The following is a 20070-nucleotide window of genomic DNA, read 5'->3' on the forward strand; positions in this document are numbered from 1 at the left end:
CTATCGATTCCACCCTTCCCCTCAGTGAATCGATAACCATGCGAAAACTATCTTCCTTTCTGTTCCTCACTGCTATTGCAACGCCTTATGCACAGGCAGAGGCCTGGTACGGCTCGGCAAAATTCAACAGTGCACGCCAGAATCTATCCAGCGCACTGTTGACCAGCCCGCGCGTCAACGAACGAGTGGAAGCGCCTGATAGCACTAAAACATTCACCGGATCCTACGCGGTAGGTTATGCCTTCGCCAATGGCTGGCGCGCGGAAGGGGAATACACCCTCTCCGGCAGCTCGACCTTCGACTCCTTCTGGTCGCCCTTCAATGCCAACGTCAACCGTCTTGAAGCGGACAGCCAGCGCTTGATGGTCAACGGCTATAAAAACATACCGCTCACCCATTGGCTCTCGTTCTACGGCATGGCGGGGATGGGCGTCGCGCAAATTGATGCCGAGGGTTTTCAGAGCAATGACACCCGTCGCTTTGCCAGCCACCGCCAATATAATTTTGCCTACAGCGTAGGCTTGGGCCTGGATGCCAAGGTCAACGACCGCATTGCCTTTGGCACAGGTTGGCGCTACGTGGACATGGGCCGTATCGAGACCGGCTACAACACCTTCACCAACCGGATAAACGCTCGTGATGAACAGCTCAAGGGCAAGCTCAAGGAGCAGAGTGTGTTCTTTGAAACCCGTGTGTACTTCTGACCGGCAACAGGACATGCCGCCGTTCAAGCGGCACTTCCGTATCCGTGGCATGACGATTCATTCACAGGCGACAGGCTATATTCAGTCTAACCGTGCCACCATGCCGGGACTGAACCCTCGCTTACTCATCGCCAATCTGAAACGGATGCCTTCGTCGTCATGAGCCAACAGCCCTTTCTGCCGTTCTCCAAACCTACCATCGATGAAGCCACCATCTCGGCGGTCGGCGATGTACTGCGCTCGGGCTGGATCACCAGCGGACCGAAAGTGCAGGCTTTCGAGGCGCAGCTATCGGAATACTTTGGCGGCCGGCCAGTGCGCACCTTCAACTCAGGCACTTGCACCATGGAGATCGCCTTGCGTATCGCCGGTATCGGGCCCGGCGATGAAGTCATCACCACACCGATCTCCTGGGTCGCAACAGCCAACGTGATCCTGGAAGTAGGCGCCACGCCGGTGTTCGCCGACATCGACCCGGTCACCCGCAATATCGACCTGGCCCAGGTGGAAGCCGCAATCACCCCGCGCACCAAGGCGATCATCCCGGTGTACCTGGCCGGCCTGCCCCTGGACATGCCGATGCTGTACGCACTGGCCAACAAGTACAACCTGCGCATCGTCGAAGACGCCGCCCAGGCCCTGGGCTCCAGTTGGGATGGCGAACGCATCGGTTCCACCGGGGACTTTGTATCGTTCAGCTTCCAGGCCAACAAGAACATCACCTCTTCCGAGGGCGGTTGCCTGGTGTTGAACAATGCCGAAGAAGCCCGCCTGGCGGAAAAATACCGCCTGCAGGGCGTCACCCGCACCGGCTTCGACGGCCTGGACGTGGATGTACTGGGCGGCAAGTTCAACATGACCGACATCGCTGCAGCCATCGGCCTGGGGCAGTTTGCCCACATCGAGAAGATCACCGCCCATCGCCAGCATCTGGCCCGGCACTACTTCAAATGTTTCGGCAGTGATTTCGAGGAAAAGTACGGCGCGCAACTGCCGCCGGCCGACTTCGAAAACAGCAACTGGCACCTGTTCCAGTTGGTGCTGCCGGAGCGCCAAGACGGGCTGCCCGCCCGCGCCACCTTCATGGAGAAAATGCAGGCACAGGGTGTTGGCATTGGCTATCACTACCCGCCGATTCACCTGCTGAGCCTGTATCGGGCACAGGGGTTCAAGGAAGGTATGTTCCCGGTAGCGGAAAAGGTTGGACGTTTGATCGTGTCGTTGCCGATGTTCACGGCGATGACAGAGGCAGATGTGGAGCGGTCGGTGGCGGCGGTAAAGGCGGTCCTGAAGGCGGACTGAACACTCGTGGCCCTGCACGGTTGAATGTGGGAGGGAGCAAGGCCCCTCCCACAGGGGTCTAGCGTTTACTCGCCGATGACCGCCTTGTAGCCAGCCGCATCCAGCAGCTTTTCCAGATCAGCCGGGTTGCTTGGCTTGAGCTTGAAGATCCACGCGCCGTAAGGGTCGGAGTTCAGCAGCTCAGGGCTGCCACCCAGCTCTTCGTTGACGGCAATCACTTCACCGGCAACCGGGGCGTAGATATCCGAAGCAGCCTTCACCGACTCAACCACACCTGCCTGGCCTTCGGCTTCAAACGTAGCGCCGACTTCGGCCAACTCAACAAACACCACATCACCCAAAGCTTCCTGAGCATGATCGGAGATCCCGACGGTCACCGTACCGTCAGCTTCCAGACGGGCCCATTCGTGACTTTCGGCAAAACGCAGGTCGGCAGGGATATCGCTCATAGTCTGTGTCCTCAAGAAGAAATGTCAGCAGCCATTGGCCTGCCGGAAATAGTTAGATCAAGGTTTTGCCATGGCGCACGAAGGTCGGTTTGACCACTCGAACCGGGTACCACTTGCCGCGGATTTCCACTTCGGCCCGATCGGCAGTCGCCGTCGGTACACGCGCCAGGGCAATGGATTTGCTCAGCGTAGGAGAGAAACTACCACTGGTGATCTCCCCTTCGCCAACATTGGCGATGCGAACCACCTGGTGAGCGCGTAAAACCCCACGTTCTTCCAGTACCAGCCCGACCAGTTTGAACTGCACACCGGCGGCCAACTCTGCTTCCAGCGCCGCTCGCCCAATGAAATTGCGCTCGGCAGGTTCCCAGGCAATGCTCCAGGCCATGTTGGCCGCCAGGGGCGAAACGTCCTGGTGAATATCCTGGCCGTACAGGTTCATGCCGGCTTCCAGCCGCAGGGTGTCCCGCGCGCCGAGGCCAATGGGGGAAATACCCGCACCGACCAGATCGTTGAAAAACCCCGGCGCCTGATCGGCAGGCAGGACAATTTCCAGGCCGTCTTCGCCGGTGTAACCCGTGCGGGCGATAAACCAATCGCCGTCGGCATGCCCTTCAAAGGGCTTGAGCTGGTGGATCAGGGTACCGCGAGACTGGGTGACCAGCTCGGCAATCTTCTGCCGGGCATGGGGACCTTGAATGGCGAGCATGGCCAACTCGGGCCGCTCATGCAGGTGCACCTGATAGCTGCCAAGTTGCGCCTGGATCCAGGCCATGTCCTGGTCTCGGGTGGCGGCGTTGACCACCAGCCGATATCCGGTCTCGGTGCGATAGACAATCATATCGTCCACCACGCCACCCTGCTCATTGAGCATGGCGCTGTACAACGCACGGCCACAGCCATGCAAACGCTCGACATCATTGGCCAGCAGGTGCTGGAGCCATTCCTTGGCCTGGGGGCCGGTGATATCGATCACGGTCATATGAGATACATCGAACACCCCGCAGTCGCGCCGCACCTGATGGTGCTCCTCAACTTGCGAGCCGTAGTGCAAAGGCATATCCCAACCGCCAAAATCGACCATTTTCGCGCCGAGGGCGAGATGCAGGTCATACAGAGGCGTACGCTGTCCCATGGGTTTCTCCTTCCGGGCTTGGCGAAGGTGCGCAGCGCCGTTGCCCGTGCCGGACACCTTGAATGACAAGGCCTGCAGCCACGTACAGCGACTCGATCCGAAGGACGGACCGCACCGAATGCCGCGCATTGTAGCCGCAAGCCGTAGGACTGGCACCTAACCGATTGGTCGGGCGGAGCGTCGGATCAGCCCGATGACCGGCAGCAGCCCCACCAGCACCAGCGTCAAGGCCGGCAGAGAAGCCCGCGCCCACTCGCCTTCGCTGGTCATTTCAAAGATCCGCACCGCCAGGGTGTCCCAGCCGAACGGGCGCATCAGCAGGGTTGCGGGCATTTCCTTGAGCACGTCGACGAACACCAGCAGTGCTGCACTCAGGGTGCCGGGCAGCAACAGCGGCAGATACACTTTGCAAAACAGTCGCGGCCCACTCACGCCCAAACTGCGGGCAGCTTCCGGCAACGAAGGCCGGATGCGCGCCAGGCTGTTTTCCAGCGGCCCGTAGGCCACGGCCAGAAAGCGCACCAGATACGCCAGCACCAGCGCCGACAGACTGCCCAGCAACAATGGCTTGCCCGCCCCGCCGAGCCAGCCGGACAGCGGCACCACCAGCTCACGGTCCAGGTAACTGAACGCCAGCATGATCGACACCGCCAGCACCGAGCCCGGCAAGGCATAGCCGACATTGGCCAGGCTGATACCGGAGCGAATCGCCCGGGTCGGCGCCAGGCGGTTGGCGAAGGCCAGTACCAGCGCCACGCTGACCGTGATCAGCGCCGCGATGCCACCCAGGTAGAGGGTATGGACGATCAGGCCCGAATAGCGCTCATCCAGGTCGAACCGGCCGCGCTGCCAGAACCAGGCGACCAATTGCAGCATCGGGATGACAAAGGCACAGGCAAACACCAATCCACACCAGGCACTGGCAGCCGCCGCCTTGAACCCGCGCAAGTGGTACAGCGCCTTGCCCCGTGGCCGTTCATTGCTGGATCGACTGGCGCCCCGGGCACGCCGTTCGCCATACAGCACCAGCATCACCACCAACAGCAACAGGCTGGCCAGTTGGGCCGCGCTGGACAGGCTGAAAAAGCCGTACCAGGTCTTGTAGATCGCGGTCGTGAACGTATCGAAGTTGAACACCGACACCGCACCGAAATCCGCCAGTGTCTCCATCAGTGCCAACGCCACCCCGGCTCCTATCGCCGGCCGCGCCATGGGCAGGGCCACATGCCAGAATGCCCGCAAGGGCGACTGTCCCAGCACCCGCGCCGCCTCCATCAGGCCCTTGCCCTGGGCGAGGAATGCGCTGCGCGCCAACAGGTACACGTAGGGATAGAACACCAGCACCAGCACGATGATCACACCGCTGGTGGAGCGCACCCGCGGCAGGCGCAAGCCGGTGCCGAACCACTCGCGCAGCAGGGTCTGCACGGGGCCTGAAAAATCCAGCAGGCCCACAAACACGAAGGCCAGCACATAGGCGGGAATGGCAAAGGGCAGCATCAACGCCCAGTCGAGCCAACGCCGGCCGGGGAACTCGCAGAGGCTGGTGAGCCAGGCGAGGCTGACGCCCAACAGGGTTACACCGACGCCGACGCCCAGCACCAGGGTCAGGGTGTTACCCAGCAGGCGGGGCATCTGGGTTTCCCACAGGTGGGACCAGATTTGCGCGTCGATGCTTTGCCAGGACAGCAACAGCACGCTCAGCGGCAGCAGCACCAGGGCGGCGACGCTGAAGACCGGCAGGTACCAGCGGCGTTGGGCGGGGTGGGCCAAGGGTGGGTTCTCAATAATGAAATCTTCAAATCACCACAATCCAATGTGGGAGGGGCTTGCCCCCGATGGCGGTGGATCAGTCAACGATGAGTAGACTGACACTCCGACATCGAGGGCAAGCCCCCCTCCACATTTGGATCTGCGGCGTCCTACAAATTGTACTTAGTTCCAGCCCGCCCGATCCATCAGGCGAATGGCTTCAGCCTGGCGCTTGCCCGCCACTTCCACCGGCAATGTATCCGCCACGAACTTGCCCCAGGTCGCCACTTCAGCCGACGGCGGTACCGCCGGGTTGGCCGGGAATTCCTGGTTCACGTCGGCAAAGATCTTCTGCGCCTCAGGCGTGGTCATCCACTCCACCAATGCCTTGGCGGCTTCCGGGTGTGGCGCGTGTTTGGTCAAGCCGATGCCCGACAGGTTCACATGCACGCCACGGTCGCCCTGGTTCGGCCAGAACAGCTTCACCGCCAGGTCCGGCTTCTGCTTGTGCAGACGGCCGTAGTAGTAGGTATTGACGATACCCACGTCGCATTGCCCGGCGTTGATCGCCTCCAGCACCGCAATGTCATCCGAGAATACGTCGGTAGACAGGTTATTCACCCAGCCCTTGACGATTTCTTCGGTCTTGGCCGCGCCGTGGGTTTCGATCAGGGTGGCCGTCAGCGACTGGTTGTAGACCTTTTTCGCCGTGCGCAGGCACAGGCGGCCTTCCCACTGTTTGTCGGCCAGGGCTTCGTAGGTGGTCAGGTCACCCGGTTTGACCCGGTCGGTGGAGTACGCGATGGTCCGCGCGCGCAGGCTCAAACCGGTCCAGGCATGCGCCGAAGAGCGGTATTGCAGGGGAATGTTCTTGTCGATTACCGGGGAGGTGAACGGTTGCAGAATGCCCATTTGCTCGGCCTGCCAGAGGTTGCCGGCATCCACGGTGAGCAGCAGGTCGGCGGTGGCGTTTTCGCCCTCGGCCTTGATGCGCTGCATCAGCGGCGCTTCCTTGTCGGTGATGAACTTCACCTGGACACCGGTCTTTTGGGTGTAGGCGTCGAACACCGGTTTGATCAGTTCGTCGATACGCGAGGAGTAGACCACCACTTCGTCGGCTGCCTGCACGGAGGTGCTGCCGATCAGGGTGAATGCCAGGGCAGTCAGGAGGCGCTTGGGTGCCAACATGGGTGCGGTCTCTCATTTGCAAAATAAGCGCAAATGATAGGGACTCACATTTGGTAACGCTCGGCGGAGCCGTTACCAAATGTTGCACAAACCTGTCAGGGCTTGGCCAGGTCCGGCAGATCCCCGCTCAACCCGAGGGCCTGGCGCACAAACACGGCCTTGGCCTCGGGCATCTGGTCGACCATCTTCAACCCGGCATTACGCAACCAGCGCAGCGGCAGTTGATCGGCCTGGAACAGGCGCTCAAAGCCTTCCATCGCCGCCATCAGGGCCAGGTTATGGGGCATTCGTCGGCGCTCGTAACGGCTGAGCACCTTCACATCGGCCAGACGTTCACCGCGCTCGGTGGCCGACAACAACACTTCGGCCAGCACCGCCGCATCGAGGAAACCCAGGTTGACGCCCTGCCCGGCCAATGGATGGATGACATGGGCGGCGTCGCCGATCAATGCCAGGCCCTCGGCCACATAGCGTTTGGCGTGGCGCTGACGCAAGGGTACGCACACACGCGGATCGGCGCTGACCACGCTACCGAGGCGCCCTTCAAAGGCGCGCTCCAGTTCACGGCAGAAGCTTTCATCATCCAGCGCCATCAGGCGTTCGGATTCAACCGGCGTAGTCGACCAGACGATCGAGCACCAATCTTGCTGCCCGTCCCGCTCCAGCGGCAAAAACGCCAGCGGGCCGGTGTCGGTAAAGCGTTGCCAGGCCGTGCGCTGGTGCGGCTGGCTGCTGCGCACGCTGGTAACGATGGCGTTATGCAGGTAGTCCCATTCACGGGTCGCGGTGCCGGTCAGGCGGCGCACGGCGGAGTTGGCGCCATCGGCGGCCACCACCAGCGGCGCGCGCAATTTTCGGCCATCGGCCAGGGTCAGCAGCCAGTCATCGCCGGAGCGGCGCATCTGCTCCAGGCGCGCATTCGCCAGCAGGCCCAGGTCGCAGTCGTGCAGACGCTCGAGCAAGGCATCCTGGACCACGCGGTTCTCGACGATATGCCCGAGCACTTCGGCATGCACACTGGCCGCCGAAAAGTGGATCTGCCCGGTGCCGCTGCCGTCCCACACCTGCATCTCGCCGTACGGGCTGGCGCGTCGTTCAACGATGCCATCCCACACACCGAGGCGCTCGAGGATGCGCTGGCTGGCCGCCGACAAGGCACTCACACGGGGTTCGAAGGCCGCCGCGCGGTCGAACGGCTTGACGCTCAGCGGGCTGCCGTCGAGCAGCAGCACTTGCAGGCCGCTGCCTTGCAATGCCAGCGCCAGGGCGCTTCCGACCATTCCGGCCCCGACAATCAGCACATCTGCGCGCATGTCCATGCTTTAAGCCTGTCTCGCTGGCGGCTTGCACCGCACGTAAAAGGATTGATGAGTCTCACGCATCGGGACGCGTCCCCAGGCCCATGGCCTGACGGGCGAACCAACGCTTGGCCGGTGGCAGCAGGTCCAGGCCCAGCAGGCCCATATTGCGGCCCAGGGCGACCAGCGGTTGCGCGCTGCCAAACAGCCGCGTGACCTGGTCGGAGAAACCCACGGTCAACTTCTGATCCATGCGCTGACGCTCGCGATAAGCCTGCAACGTCGCCAGGTCGCCCGGCACCGCCGGCCCGGCCAACAGGGCCTCGGCCAAGGCGTGCGCATCACGCAGGGACAGGTTGAACCCCTGCCCGGCAATCGGGTGCAGGCTGTGGGCGGCATTGCCGAGGATCGCCAGGTGCGAGCGCACTTGCTCTTCGGCTTCCACCAGGGTCAACGGATACAGATGACGGGCGCCGACTTGCTTGAGGGTGCCCAGGCGGTAGCCGAACACGCCCTGCAACTCGCTCAGGAAGCTGCGTTCATCGAGATTTGCCAGGCGCTGTGCGTCCATGCCGATACGGGTCCATACCAGTGCGCAACGGTTGTCCGGCAGCGGCAGCAGGGCCATCGGGCCTTCATCGGTGAAACGCTCGAACGCTTCGCCGTTGTGGGCTTCGCTCGGGGTGATGTTGGCGATCAGTGCGCTCTGGTTGTACGGGCGGGTTCTCACGCCAATGCCCAATTGCTCGCGCAGGCCGGAGCGGCCGCCGTCGGCGAGCACCGCGAGGTCGCATTCCAGCACGGTTTCATCGTTGAGGGTCAGGCGGTAGCCATCGGGCAGCGGCTCCAGGCGTGTGACTTCCGCCGGGCAGCGCCAACTCACCACGTCCTTGTCCAGGCCTTGCCACAGGCATTGGCCGAGCCAGGCGTTTTCCACCACGTAACCGAGGGCCGGCACGCCCTCCTCCATGGCGGACAGTCGCGCGGTGGAGAAGCGTCCGCGGTCCGACACATGGATCTGCTTGATCGGCTCGGCGCGGCGCGAGATCTGCTGCCACAGGCCCAGGCGCTGATAAATCTGCCGGGCGCCGTAGGACAGCGCCGAAGACCGCGCGTCGTAGCTCGGCTGGTAGCTGTCGCCGGGCGCGAAGGGTTCGATCAGCACGATCTTCCAGCCACGCGCCTTGGCCCCGGCCTGCAACGCCAGCGCCAGGCTCGCGCCCACCAGGCCGCCACCAATAATCGCCAGGTTGACCCGGCTCATCGGGCGGCCGCCATCAGGGCTTCGATTTCGGCGACGCCCTTGGGGGCGCCGCCGGTCAGGATTTCACAGCCTTGCTTGGTCACCACCACGTCGTCCTCGATACGTACACCAATGCCACGCCATTTTTTCGCGACGGTCTGGTTATCCGGCGAGATATAAATGCCCGGTTCCACCGTCAGCGCCATGCCAACTTCCAGTACACGCCATTCGCCGCCCACCTTGTACTCGCCCACATCATGCACATCCATCCCCAGCCAATGGCCGGCGCGGTGCATATAGAAGGGTTTGTAGGCTTCACTGGCGATCAGCTCGTCGACGTCGCCCTTCAGCAACCCCAGCTTCACCAGTCCGGCAGTGATGACCTGCACCGTCGCCTCGTGGGCCTGGTTCCAATGTTTGTTCGGCGCGATCTCGGCAAAGGCGGCTTCCTGGGAAGCCAGCACGATTTCATAGATCGCCTTCTGTTCCGGCGAAAATTTGCCATTGACCGGCCAGGTGCGCGTGATGTCGCTGGCGTAACAGTCGATTTCGCAACCGGCATCGATCAGCACCAGGTCGCCGTCCTTAAGCACGGCGTCATTCTGCTGGTAATGCAGGATGCAGCTGTTGCGCCCGGTGGCGACGATGGAGCCATAGGCCGGCATCTTCGCGCCGCCCTTGCGGAATTCGTAATCCAGTTCGGCTTCCAGGCTGAACTCATGCAAGCCGGCGCGGCTGGCCTGCATGGCCTTCACATGGGCCGCGCAGGAAATTCGCGCGGCCTCGCGCATCACCTTCACTTCTGCCGCCGATTTATACAGGCGCATGTCGTGGAGCAGATGATCCAGGGCAACAAACTCGTTCGGTGGCTGGGCGCCAAGGTGCGCTTTGGAGCGGATGACGTTGATCCACTCCATCAGGTGCCGATCGAATTCGGCGTTGCTGCCCATGGCCGAATACACCCGGTCGCGGCCTTCGATCAGGCCGGGCAGGATGTCGTCGATATCGGTGATGGGGAAGGCATCGTCGGCGCCAAAGTCACGGATGGCGCCTTCGGTACCGGCACGCAGGCCGTCCCACAATTCGCGCTCGGCATTGCGTTCGCGGCAGAACAGCACGTACTCGCCATGCTGGCGACCGGGCATCAGCACGATCACCGCTTCCGGCTCGGGGAAGCCGCTCAGGTACTGGAAGTCGCTGTCCTGGCGATAGACGTGCTCCACATCGCGATTGCGGATCGCCACGGCGGCAGCCGGCAGGATCGCGATGCTGTTGGGTTCCATCTGCGCCATGAGCGCCTTGCGACGCCGGGTGTATTCCGCTTTGGGGATATGGATCATGGGCAGATGGGCTTCCTTTTCTTAGTGCAGCGAAGGCTTGGGTGCAGCAGGCTCAGCGGACTTCCTGGTCTCGGTGAACAGCAGCAATGGCGCGACGCGCAGGTATTCCATGACTTCCATGTAGTCGCCTTCGCCGTCTTCGGACTCTTCCAGGGCATCTTGCACCTGGGAGATGGCCGCCAGGTCCTGCAGCACTTCCTTGGCGTCGGTGCTCAGTTCCAGGCCGCCGGCGTTCACGCCGAAACCGTGGAGGAAGCCCTGGCACCATTGGCCCAGTGCGGCGGCGCGTTCGGGGAGCGGTGCATCGTCGGTCGGCAGCAGCAGGACCACGGTGACGTCATCACCGGTCAGTTCGCCCTTGACCATCTCTTGCAGGCCGATCAGCGCGTTGCGCACGTTGTCGGTCGGTTCGGTTTCCAGCAGCTCGGCCACATCGGCCAGCCAGTTGTCGGCATCAAAGCCAACACCGGTGCAACTGCGGCCGAGCAGCACGCCATGCAGCTCGGCGGGCGAGCAAGGATGGCCGCTGGTGCTCAGCAGTTTGGAAAAAGCATCGTACGGGGAGTTCTGAATGGGCATGGTGAGCTAGGCGCCAGACGGCGCAATGTCTAGAATGGAGCGCTGTATCCTAGCACCGGCAGACGTACCAAGACTATCGAGGGCGTCAGATCGTTTATCCTGCAGTTGCCATTCATCAGACAAATCCAGTGGAACCCAATGGAAGACACCGACCTGCAAGCGCTGATGGCCAGACTCGAATTGCTAATTACTCGGGTCGAGCAACTTAAGAGTCAAAACGGACTCCTATTAGCTCAGGAAAAGACCTGGCGCGAGGAACGCGCTCACCTCATTGAAAAAAACGAAATCGCCCGGCGTAAGGTCGAATCGATGATTTCGCGCCTGAAGGCCCTGGAGCAAGACTCATGAGTTCAAGCAATAGCGTCACCGTGCAGATCCTCGACAAAGAATATTCGATCATCTGCCCCCAGGAAGAGCGCAACAACCTGGTGAGCGCCGCCCGCTACCTGGACGGCAAGATGCGTGAAATCCGCAGCAGCGGCAAAGTCATCGGTGCCGACCGCATCGCCGTAATGGCCGCCCTGAACATTACCCACGACCTGCTGCATAAGCAGGAGCGCCCTGACGTACAGGCCAGCGGCTCGACGCGCGAGCAGGTGCGCGACCTGCTCGAACGCGTCGACCTGGTGCTTTCCAGCGACACAGAGCAACCCAAGGGCTGATTGCCGCGACTGTTTAAGGTATACTCGCCCCACTCCCTGGCGTGCTTGCCAGTCGGCGATGTCCCGGAGCCGATTCGCACTACCCTGGAAGTTGCACGTTGGGCTGGTGTGCATGTCCGCTAGACGGAAAGCCTTAAAGCCTACTGCTTCTTCCACCTTGAACTTTCGGGTTCAAGGGCTGAGTCGACAGCGGCTCTGTCGGGGAGCCTGAATTCCAGAACTCAATGCCAGTCCCCGGACTGGCATTGTTTTATGAGCCGAAAAACCATGAACGAGCCTGCGCCGCTTTCCCGTCCGCACCTTCGACGCATGTTGCGCAAAGCCCGCCGCGCCCTCACGCCCAGCGAGCAGCGCCAGGCCGCCCATGGCCTGTATCGGCAACTGGCACAGCACCCGCTGTTTCGCCGGGCCAAACATATTTCCCTGTATCTACCGACGGACGGTGAAATCGATCCGCGCCTGCTGCTGCGTGCGGCACAGCGCCGGGGCAAGGCCACTTACCTGCCGGTGCTCAGCGCCTGGCCACGGACCAAGATGGTGTTCCAGCGCGTGAAGCCTGGGGAAACGCTGCTGCCCAATCGCTTTCGCATTCTGGAGCCACGGGTCAATGCCAGGCGCCAGCGCAAGGTATGGGCGCTGGATCTGGTGTTGCTGCCGTTGGTGGGGTTCGATGATACCGGTGGCCGCCTGGGCATGGGCGGCGGTTTCTACGACCGCAGCCTCGCCTATCTGGCACGCCGCAAAAGCTGGCGCAAGCCGGCGCTGCTGGGCCTGGCCCATGAATGTCAGAAGGTCGATCGATTGGCACAGGCCAGCTGGGATGTGCCGTTGGCTGGCACCGTTACCGACAGGCAGTGGTATGTCGCAGAAACGCCGCAGGAAGCTACGGCGCCTTGAAGAAGGGTCAGCGCTTGAAGGGTTGCGGCTGCTGCTGAGTCAGTTCAACTGGCGCATCGGTCTTGTTCGACCACAAGCTTTGCGCATACCCGGTGGTCACGACGCCCAGACCAAACAAAATCACCAATATCCATAGTAAATCCGGTTTACGTTGCATCGATTGCCCCCCTTCAGGCATCTCGTACACGATGACAACAACGTTCCAAAGTAGTCCGTTGCAGCTGCGTCAAGCTTAAAATCCCGGCATTCTGCGATAACGTGAACCAACACGCAAACCTTGACGCCAACCGACTGTCGGTTTGTCATCAAATTGCCTGACAACTTGCCCACTGCTTTTTCAGGAGCGCAAAAATGGCCTACTGGCTGATGAAATCCGAGCCCGACGAACTCTCCATCAACGGCCTGGAAACGCTGGGCGAAGCGCGCTGGGACGGGGTACGCAACTACCAGGCACGCAACTTCCTGCGCGCCATGGCGGTGGGTGACCAATTTTTCTTCTACCACTCCAGTTGCCCCGAGCCCGGCATTGCCGGCATCGGCAAGATCATCGCGGCCGCCTATCCGGACCCTACCGCGCTGGAACCGGACAGCCATTACTTCGACGCCAAGGCCACCCCGGAGAAAAACCCGTGGAGCGCGATCAATGTCGCGCACGTCCAGACCTTTCCCAAGGTGCTGGGCCTGGGCTACCTGAAACAGCAAACCGCCCTCGCCGAATTGCCCCTGGTACAAAAAGGCAGTCGCTTGTCCGTGATGCCGGTCACGGCAGAGCAATGGGCGGCGGTGCTGGCACTGCGCTGACCAGAACCCTGCGGTCACGCTCCCGGCGCATGCATCTGCACCTGAACCGGGTTAGGCTTGCGCTTCATTTGACCGGCATCAACGCCCCTCGGGCTGCCTCGGTCAAACTAGGACGCTAACGCCGCAGGATGCACCCATGTCGATCACGCCCCGCTCCTCCCACCTGTTTGCCGCTTTGTTGATTGCCTTGTTGCTCGCCGCCGGCGGCTTCGGTTACTGGAAGTCCACCCAGGATCGCCTGCCCGAAGGCTTGGGAATGGGCAACGGCCGCCTGGAATCCACCGAAGTGCAGATCGCCGCCAAGATCCCCGGCCGCCTGGCCGAGGTGCGGGTGGATGAAGGTGACAAGGTGCTCAAGGGCCAGTTGCTGGCGCGCATGGACACCCGCACCCTGGAAGCCCAGCGCGCCCAGGCCGAAGCCGAAGTGCTGCGCGCCAGGGAAAACTTCGCCGCCGCCGAGGCCAATGTGCAACTGCGCCAAAGCGAGCAACTGCTGGCCAACCAGGAACTCAAGCGTACCCAGGAACTGTACAAGCGCGGCTTTGCCAGCAGCCAGTTGATCGACCAGCAGCAGGCCCGCCAGAACACCGGCAACGCTGCCGTGATCGCCGCGCAAGCCCAGGTCAATTCGGTCAAGGCCGCCATCGGTGCCGCCCAGGCCCAGGTCGCCCAGTTGACCAGCGAAATCGATGACAGCAGCCTGCGCGCACCCATCGACGGCATTATCCAACTGCGCCTGGCCGAGCCAGGCGAAGTCCTCGGCGCCGGCGGGCGCGTGCTGTTGTTGATCGACCCCGAGGATCAGTACATGAACCTCTACCTGCCCGCCTCCGTCACCGGGCGCCTGACGGTGGGCAGTGACGCACGCATCCTCCTCGATGCCCTGCCCCAGCAACCGCTGCCGGCGAAAATCAGTTTTGTTGCCGCCAAGTCGCAGTTCACCCCCAAGGAAGTCGAAACCCGCGACGAACGCCAGAAGCTGGTGTTTCGCGTCAAGCTGCGCCTGACCCAGCCCAGCGCCGTGCCCCAGGCCAAACCGGGGATGCCCGGCGCCGGCTACGTGCGCATGGCTGACATCGACTGGCCGGCCAACCTGCAATGACCGGCCTGGCGCTGCACGCCACCGCCATCAACCACCGTTACGGCAAGCAGCAGGCCTTGATCGACATCGCCTTCAGCCTGCCCACCGGCACCCGCTGCGGACTGATCGGCCCGGATGGTGCAGGCAAGTCGAGCCTGTTGGGGTTGATCGCCGGGGTTAAAAAGCTCCAGGACGGCCAACTGGAGGTGCTCGGCGGCTCCATCGCCGACCGCCGCCACCGCAACAGCCTGTACCCGCGCATCGCCTTCATGCCCCAGGGCCTGGGCGGCAACCTGTACCCCGAACTGTCCATCAGCGAAAACATCCGCTTCTTCGCCACGCTGTTCGGCCTGTCCAACGCCGACTGCGACCAGCGCATGCACAACCTGCTGTTGGCCACCGACCTCGCGCGCTTCGCCGAGCGCCCGGCCGGCAAGCTCTCCGGTGGCATGAAGCAGAAGCTCGGCCTGTGCTGCGCGCTGATCCACGATCCGGACCTGTTGATCCTCGACGAACCCACCACCGGTGTCGACCCGCTGTCGCGGCGGCGCTTCTGGGAACTGGTGGAGACCGTCCGCAGCGAGCGCCCGCAACTGACGCTGCTGGTAGCCACCGCCTACATGGAAGAAGCCGAGCAATTCGAACATTGCCTGATGCTCGACCGTGGCCAACTGATCGCCGACGGGCTCAGCAGCGAACTGGCGGCAGCGACCCCCAGGGGCAAACTGGATGAGGCCTTCACCCACTTCCAGGGCGACAGCGCCCACGGCAACCAACCCCTGGTGATCCCGCCAAGGGAAAACGCCAACACCGATATCGCCATCGAAGCCCACGACCTGACCCTGCGCTTCGGCGACTTCACGGCGGTGAACAAGGTCAGCTTTGCCATCGGCCGTGGCGAGATCTTCGGCTTCCTCGGCTCCAACGGCTGTGGCAAGACCACCACGATGAAAGTCCTCACCGGGCTGATGCCGGCCACCGAAGGCAGCGCCACGCTGCTGGGCAACCCGGTGAACGCCAAGGACCTGGCCACCCGCAAGCGCGTAGGGTTCATGTCGCAAAGCTTCTCGCTGTATGGCGAGCTGAGCGTGCGCCAGAACCTGGGGCTGCACGCGCAACTGTTCGATTTGCCCAAGGCCGACAGCGGCCAGCGCATCGATGAGCTGATCCAGCGCTTCGACCTCGGTGAAGTGGCCGAGCAGCCCTCCGGGGAACTGCCCCTCGGCCTGCGCCAACGCTTGTCATTGGCCGTGGCGGTGCTGCATCGCCCGGAAGTATTGATCCTCGATGAGCCCACCTCGGGCGTCGACCCGGCGGCCCGGGATGATTTCTGGCGACTGTTGATCGAGTTGTCCCGCGAACAAGGGGTGACGATCTTCCTGTCTACCCACTTCATGAATGAAGCCCAGCGCTGCGACCGCATCTCCTTGATGCATGCCGGTAAGGTACTCGCCTGCGATACACCGGACGCACTGCAACGGCAATTCAACGGCGACACCCTGGAAGCCGCGTTCGTCACCTGCCTTGAGCAAGCCCAGGGCGATGCCGAACCTGCCACGTCGGCCAAAACCGTCAGCGAAACCCATGCGCCGCCCCTCAGCAAGCGTGGTTTCAGCCTGTCTCGCCTGCTGGCCGTGGCCAGCCGCGAAGGCAAGGAACTGCTGCGCGACAAAGTACGCATGGCCTTTGCCCTGCTCGGTGCGATGTTCATGATGGTGATCTTCGGCTACGGCATTTCCCTGGATGTGGAAAACCTCGCCTTCGCCGTCTACGACCAGGACCAGACGCCACAAAGCCGCGCCTATCTGGAAGCCTTCCGCAGCTCGCGCTACTTCGCCGAGCAGGCGCCGATCCAGGACGCCCCCGAATTGCACCGACGCCTGCAACGCTCGGAAATCAAACTGGCCCTGGAGATCCCGCCCGGCTTTGGTCGCGATCTCTATGCCGGGCGCCAACCCACCGTGGCCGCGTGGCTCGATGGCGGCATGCCGTTTCGTGCGGAAACCAGCCGCAACTATGTGGAGGCGGTGCACCAAGGCAACCTGCAGCAACTGGCCGAACTGAGCAGCCTGCCGCGCAGCACCCAGGCAGCCGCCAAACTGGAAACCCGTTTTCGCTATAACCAGGACGTGGTCAGCGTGAATGCCATCGGCCCCGGCGTGATGGCACTGATCCTGGCGTTTATCCCGGCGATGCTCACCGCCCTGGGCATCGTGCGCGAGAAAGAACTGGGTTCGATCACCAACTTCTACGCCACCCCCCTGACGCGCCTGGAATTCCTGCTCGGTAAACAGGCGCCTTACCTGGCCGTGAGCCTGGTCAACCTGGCGCTGCTGGTGGCGATGAATCGCTGGCTGTTCGGCGTGCCGTTCAAGGGCAGCGGCCTGACGCTGGCGTTTGGCGGGCTGCTGTATGTGCTGGCCACCACCAGCATGGGCCTGCTGATTTCCGCGTTCACCCGCACCCAGATCGCGGCGATCCTCGGCACCATGATCATCACCAGCCTGCCAACCATCCAGTTTTCCGGGCTGATCGTGCCGCGCTCGTCCCTGGAGGGCGCCGCCGCCTTGATGGGCGCACTATTTCCGGCCGGGCACTTTTTGGATATTGCCGTGGGCACCTTCACCAAGGCCCTGGATCTGCGCCAGTTGTGGCCGCAATGCCTGGCGCTGTTCGGCTTCTTTATCGGGTTCACCGGGTTGAGCCTGGTCATGCTCAAGAAGCAGGAGGCCTGATGCACAAGCTCGCACACATCTTCCGGCTGGGCATCAAGGAACTCACCAGCCTGCGTCACGACAGCGTCTTGCTGCTGTTTCTGTTCTACGCCTTCACCGTCGCCATCTACATGCCCGCCGCCGGCTCGGTGATCGGCGTGCACAACGCCAGCGTGGCGTTTGTCGATGAAGACCACAGCGCGCTCTCCCGGCAGATGGCCGAGGCGCTGCAACCGCCCGAATTCCAACCACCGGCACCGTTGGCCTATGACCAGCTGGACAAGGTGATGGACAGCGGCCAGTACACCTTCGTGATCAACGTACCGGCCAACTTTCAGGCCGACCTGTTGGCCGGTCGCCAGCCTGGCGTGCAGGTGAACGTCGACGCCACGGCGATGAGCCAGGCGTTCATGGGCGCGGGCTATATCGGGCGGATCTTCCAGCGCGAATTGCTCAGCTACAGTGGGCAAACCGACGCCACCCGCCAGGCGCCCGCGCTGCTCACGACCCGAGCACTGTTCAACACCAACCTGGAGGGCGGCTGGTTCCTGGCCGTGATCCAGATCGTCAACAACATCACCATCCTGGCCATCGTGCTCACCGGCACCGCATTGCTGCGTGAGCGCGAGCACGGCACCCTCGACCACCTGCTGGTACTGCCGCTGACCGCACTGGAAATCATGCTGGCGAAAATCTGGAGCAATATGCTGGTGGTGGTGCTGTGCACCTGGCTATCGCTGGAGGTGGTGGTCAAAGGGCTGCTCGGCGTGCCGCTGGCCGGGTCGCTGGGGTTGTTCCTGTTTGTGACTGCCCTGTATCTGTTTGCCAGTACGGCACTGGGGATCTTCCTCGCCACCCTCGCCCGCTCCACGCCGCAGTTCGGCTTGCTGGCGATCCCGGTGATTATCCCGATGCTGCTGTTGTCAGGCGGCAGCACGCCGCTGGACAGCATGCCCGAGTGGTTGCAGTGGGTGATGCAGGGCTCGCCGTCGACGCACTTTGTGAGCCTGAGCGCAGCGATTTTGTTTCGCGATGCGGGGGTGAGTGTGGTGTGGCCGGACTTGCTGGCGCTGGCGGGGATCGGGCTGTTGTTTTTTGCGGTGGCGTTGGCGCGGTTCAGGAAGAGCCTGGCTTCCTGAACCGCAAGCCAGGCTGATTACTGAATGATCAGGTTATTGAACAGCAGGTCTTCCACCATGGGCTTGCCCGTCTCGTCGTTCATCACTTGCTGGGTTTGCTTGAGGGCTTCCTGGCGCAGCTTCTCCTTGCCGTCGACCGTGCTCATGGCCTCATTGGTCTGCTGGGTGAACAGCGCGACCAACTGGTTACGGATCAATGCGTCGTTGGACTTGACCGCTTTGGCGGCTTCTTCGCCGGTCACGCGCAGGGCGATGTCGGCCTTGAACACTTTGAGCTTGGCTGTGCCATCCAGGCCGTAGTTACCCACGAACGGCGGGCTCAGGCTGATATAGCTGACCTTCGGCGCCTCGCCTTCTTTGGCTTCTTCGGCCTGGGCTGCCATCGGCAAGGTCAGGGCCAGCATCAATAGGATCCACGCTTTCACAGTTCATTCCTCACATTCGGTTGCCGGGTAGCATAACGCTAGCAAGGCAGAGCACAAGCTTATGGCGACTTATCAGGGCCGAGCATGCTCGTTGACCCACAGGCCTACCCTCCTACACTTATCGGCCACGACACCAAAAGGAATAGCCCGATGAAAGCTGTGCTGTGCAAAGCCTTCGGCCCCGCCGAAACCCTGGTGCTGGAAGACGTCGCAAGCCCCACGATCAAGAAGAACGAAATCCTGCTGGACGTGCATGCCGCCGGGGTCAACTTCCCCGACACCCTGATCATCGAGGGTAAATACCAGTTCAAGCCGCCCTTCCCGTTCTCGCCGGGTGGCGAGGCATCGGGGGTGGTCAGCGAAGTCGGGGAAAAGGTCAGCCACCTGAAAGTCGGCGACCGGGTCATGGCACTGACCGGCTGGGGCAGCTTTGCCGAACAGGTCGCGGTGCCAGGCTACAACGTGCTGCCGATCCCGCCGACCATGGACTTCAACACCGCCGCCGCCTTCAGCATGACCTACGGCACCTCCATGCACGCGCTGAAACAACGCGCCAACCTGCAACCCGGCGAAACCCTGCTGGTGCTCGGTGCCTCCGGTGGCGTGGGCCTGGCCGCCGTGGAAATCGGCAAGGCCATGGGCGCGCGGGTGATCGCCGCCGCGAGCAGTGCCGACAAACTCGCCGTGGCCAAGGCCGCCGGCGCCGATGAACTGATCAACTACAGCGAAGCCAGCCTAAAGGACGAAATCAAGCGCCTGACCGACGGTAACGGCGCCGATGTGATCTACGACCCGGTGGGCGGCGACCTGTTTGACCAGGCCATTCGCGCGATTGCCTGGAACGGCCGCCTGCTGGTGGTGGGTTTTGCCAGCGGGCGCATCCCGGAGCTACCGGTGAACCTGGCGCTGCTCAAGGGTGCGGCGGTGGTCGGGGTGTTCTGGGGTTCGTTTGCCCAGCGCCAGCCCCAGGACAATGCGGCGAACTTCCAGCAACTGTTCACTTGGTACGGTGAGGGCAAGCTCAAGCCGTTGGTGTCGCAGGTGTATCCGCTGGAGCAGGCCGCTCAGGCGATTAATGACCTCGGGCAGCGCCGGGCGGTAGGCAAGGTCGTCGTCCAGACCCGCTGACCGATCTGAAATGCAATCAAATGTGGGAGGGGGCTTGCCCCCGATGGCAGTGGGTCAGCTACAGATAAGCTGGCTGACCTACCGCTATCGGGGGCAAGCCCCCTCCCACATTTGTTCTCCATTGGACTGAGAAACGCTGAGCGACCACCACTTATCTATTAGCGACATGTTCGTAAGAGAACACGCGCTTGCTCTAATTTCCTGTGTTTGCGCATAAGAGGCAATGCTATTTT

At 62.4% G+C, this 20070-nt stretch carries 20 protein-coding genes and 1 other RNA gene; 11 read left to right on the plus strand and 10 right to left on the minus strand.

Features of this window, described 5'->3' with window-relative positions; genetic code table 11:
- Positions 1 to 32 precede the first annotated feature (32 nt).
- Together C8K58_RS06440 and C8K58_RS06445 are read left to right on the plus strand one after the other, a co-directional pair.
- Positions 33 to 704, plus strand: a complete 672-nt coding sequence (locus C8K58_RS06440) for an outer membrane protein (protein ID WP_027608385.1) — start codon at positions 33 to 35, stop codon at positions 702 to 704.
- Between the two features lie 159 nt (positions 705 to 863).
- On the plus strand, positions 864 to 2006 hold the full coding sequence (locus C8K58_RS06445; RefSeq protein ID WP_027608384.1) for a DegT/DnrJ/EryC1/StrS aminotransferase family protein: 1143 nt from the start codon (positions 864 to 866) through the stop codon (positions 2004 to 2006).
- Positions 2007 to 2071: 65 nt separating this feature from the next.
- On the opposite strand, the gene gcvH is transcribed toward C8K58_RS06445, so the two are convergent.
- From gcvH to C8K58_RS06485, 8 genes are all read right to left on the minus strand, one after another.
- A complete protein-coding gene (gene gcvH, locus C8K58_RS06450; protein WP_108573418.1) occupies positions 2072 to 2455 on the minus strand; it encodes a glycine cleavage system protein GcvH in 384 nt (127 codons plus the stop codon).
- A 52-nt stretch (positions 2456 to 2507) separates the two neighbouring features.
- Entirely contained in the window at positions 2508 to 3590 is a 1083-nt protein-coding gene (gene gcvT / locus C8K58_RS06455; protein ID WP_092355773.1) for a glycine cleavage system aminomethyltransferase GcvT, read from the minus strand.
- A gap of 156 nt (positions 3591 to 3746) precedes the next feature.
- On the minus strand, positions 3747 to 5363 hold the full coding sequence (locus C8K58_RS06460; RefSeq protein ID WP_027608381.1) for an iron ABC transporter permease: 1617 nt from the start codon (positions 5361 to 5363) through the stop codon (positions 3747 to 3749).
- Between the two features lie 162 nt (positions 5364 to 5525).
- On the minus strand, positions 5526 to 6530 hold the full coding sequence (locus C8K58_RS06465; RefSeq protein ID WP_027608380.1) for an extracellular solute-binding protein: 1005 nt from the start codon (positions 6528 to 6530) through the stop codon (positions 5526 to 5528).
- 95 nt (positions 6531 to 6625) lie between these two features.
- Positions 6626 to 7843: a 2-octaprenyl-3-methyl-6-methoxy-1,4-benzoquinol hydroxylase gene (locus C8K58_RS06470; RefSeq protein ID WP_166655295.1), complete on the minus strand. Its 1218-nt coding sequence runs from the start codon at positions 7841 to 7843 to the stop codon at positions 6626 to 6628.
- Between the two features lie 61 nt (positions 7844 to 7904).
- Positions 7905 to 9092: a 2-octaprenyl-6-methoxyphenyl hydroxylase gene (gene ubiH / locus C8K58_RS06475; RefSeq protein ID WP_027608378.1), complete on the minus strand. Its 1188-nt coding sequence runs from the start codon at positions 9090 to 9092 to the stop codon at positions 7905 to 7907.
- Positions 9089 to 10411, minus strand: a complete 1323-nt coding sequence (gene pepP / locus C8K58_RS06480; RefSeq protein ID WP_108573421.1) for a Xaa-Pro aminopeptidase — start codon at positions 10409 to 10411, stop codon at positions 9089 to 9091. Before pepP ends, ubiH begins: the two co-directional genes overlap by 4 nt.
- A 21-nt stretch (positions 10412 to 10432) precedes the next feature.
- Positions 10433 to 10990, minus strand: coding sequence for a YecA family protein (locus C8K58_RS06485; protein ID WP_065938043.1), 558 nt, complete (start codon positions 10988 to 10990; stop codon positions 10433 to 10435).
- A gap of 138 nt (positions 10991 to 11128) precedes the next feature.
- Here C8K58_RS06485 and C8K58_RS06490 point away from each other — a divergent pair, with 138 nt between their 5' ends.
- The 4 genes from C8K58_RS06490 (at position 11129) to C8K58_RS06505 (ending at position 12549) form a co-directional block, all read left to right on the plus strand.
- Complete coding sequence (locus C8K58_RS06490) at positions 11129 to 11338, plus strand: TIGR02449 family protein (RefSeq protein WP_007982902.1); 210 nt, start codon at positions 11129 to 11131, stop codon at positions 11336 to 11338.
- Positions 11335 to 11652 carry a cell division protein ZapA gene (locus C8K58_RS06495; protein WP_027608375.1) on the plus strand — a complete coding sequence of 106 codons (318 nt, stop codon included), beginning with the start codon at positions 11335 to 11337 and terminating at the stop codon, positions 11650 to 11652. Before C8K58_RS06490 ends, C8K58_RS06495 begins: the two co-directional genes overlap by 4 nt.
- 30 nt (positions 11653 to 11682) lie before the next feature.
- A non-coding RNA gene (gene ssrS, locus C8K58_RS06500) (6S RNA) lies at positions 11683 to 11861 on the plus strand.
- A 58-nt stretch (positions 11862 to 11919) separates the two neighbouring features.
- Complete coding sequence (locus C8K58_RS06505; protein ID WP_027608374.1) at positions 11920 to 12549, plus strand: 5-formyltetrahydrofolate cyclo-ligase; 630 nt, start codon at positions 11920 to 11922, stop codon at positions 12547 to 12549.
- Positions 12550 to 12556: 7 nt separating this feature from the next.
- On the opposite strand, the gene C8K58_RS06510 is transcribed toward C8K58_RS06505, so the two are convergent.
- On the minus strand, positions 12557 to 12706 hold the full coding sequence (locus C8K58_RS06510) for a hypothetical protein (protein ID WP_092355790.1): 150 nt from the start codon (positions 12704 to 12706) through the stop codon (positions 12557 to 12559).
- A gap of 194 nt (positions 12707 to 12900) precedes the next feature.
- On the opposite strand from C8K58_RS06510, the gene C8K58_RS06515 reads away from it, so the two are divergent.
- From C8K58_RS06515 to C8K58_RS06530, 4 genes are all read left to right on the plus strand, one after another.
- On the plus strand, positions 12901 to 13350 hold the full coding sequence (locus C8K58_RS06515) for an EVE domain-containing protein (protein WP_027608373.1): 450 nt from the start codon (positions 12901 to 12903) through the stop codon (positions 13348 to 13350).
- A gap of 136 nt (positions 13351 to 13486) precedes the next feature.
- Positions 13487 to 14452 (plus strand): HlyD family secretion protein, encoded by a 966-nt coding sequence (locus tag C8K58_RS06520; protein ID WP_027608372.1) that lies wholly within the window; start codon positions 13487 to 13489, stop codon positions 14450 to 14452.
- Positions 14449 to 17166 (plus strand): ribosome-associated ATPase/putative transporter RbbA, encoded by a 2718-nt coding sequence (rbbA, locus tag C8K58_RS06525; RefSeq protein WP_108573423.1) that lies wholly within the window; start codon positions 14449 to 14451, stop codon positions 17164 to 17166. Before C8K58_RS06520 ends, rbbA begins: the two co-directional genes overlap by 4 nt.
- Positions 17166 to 18284 (plus strand): ABC transporter permease, encoded by a 1119-nt coding sequence (locus C8K58_RS06530; RefSeq protein WP_027608370.1) that lies wholly within the window; start codon positions 17166 to 17168, stop codon positions 18282 to 18284. Before rbbA ends, C8K58_RS06530 begins: the two co-directional genes overlap by 1 nt.
- A gap of 17 nt (positions 18285 to 18301) precedes the next feature.
- Here C8K58_RS06530 and C8K58_RS06535 read toward each other — a convergent pair whose 3' ends face one another.
- Positions 18302 to 18709 (minus strand): flagellar basal body-associated protein FliL, encoded by a 408-nt coding sequence (locus C8K58_RS06535; RefSeq protein ID WP_108573425.1) that lies wholly within the window; start codon positions 18707 to 18709, stop codon positions 18302 to 18304.
- A gap of 150 nt (positions 18710 to 18859) precedes the next feature.
- On the opposite strand from C8K58_RS06535, the gene C8K58_RS06540 reads away from it, so the two are divergent.
- On the plus strand, positions 18860 to 19837 hold the full coding sequence (locus C8K58_RS06540; RefSeq protein WP_027608368.1) for an NADPH:quinone oxidoreductase family protein: 978 nt from the start codon (positions 18860 to 18862) through the stop codon (positions 19835 to 19837).
- The last annotated feature ends 233 nt before the right edge of the window (positions 19838 to 20070 follow it).

The organism is Pseudomonas sp. GV047, from assembly GCF_003058245.1.
In the GTDB taxonomy this organism is placed as follows: domain Bacteria; phylum Pseudomonadota; class Gammaproteobacteria; order Pseudomonadales; family Pseudomonadaceae; genus Aquipseudomonas; species Aquipseudomonas marginalis.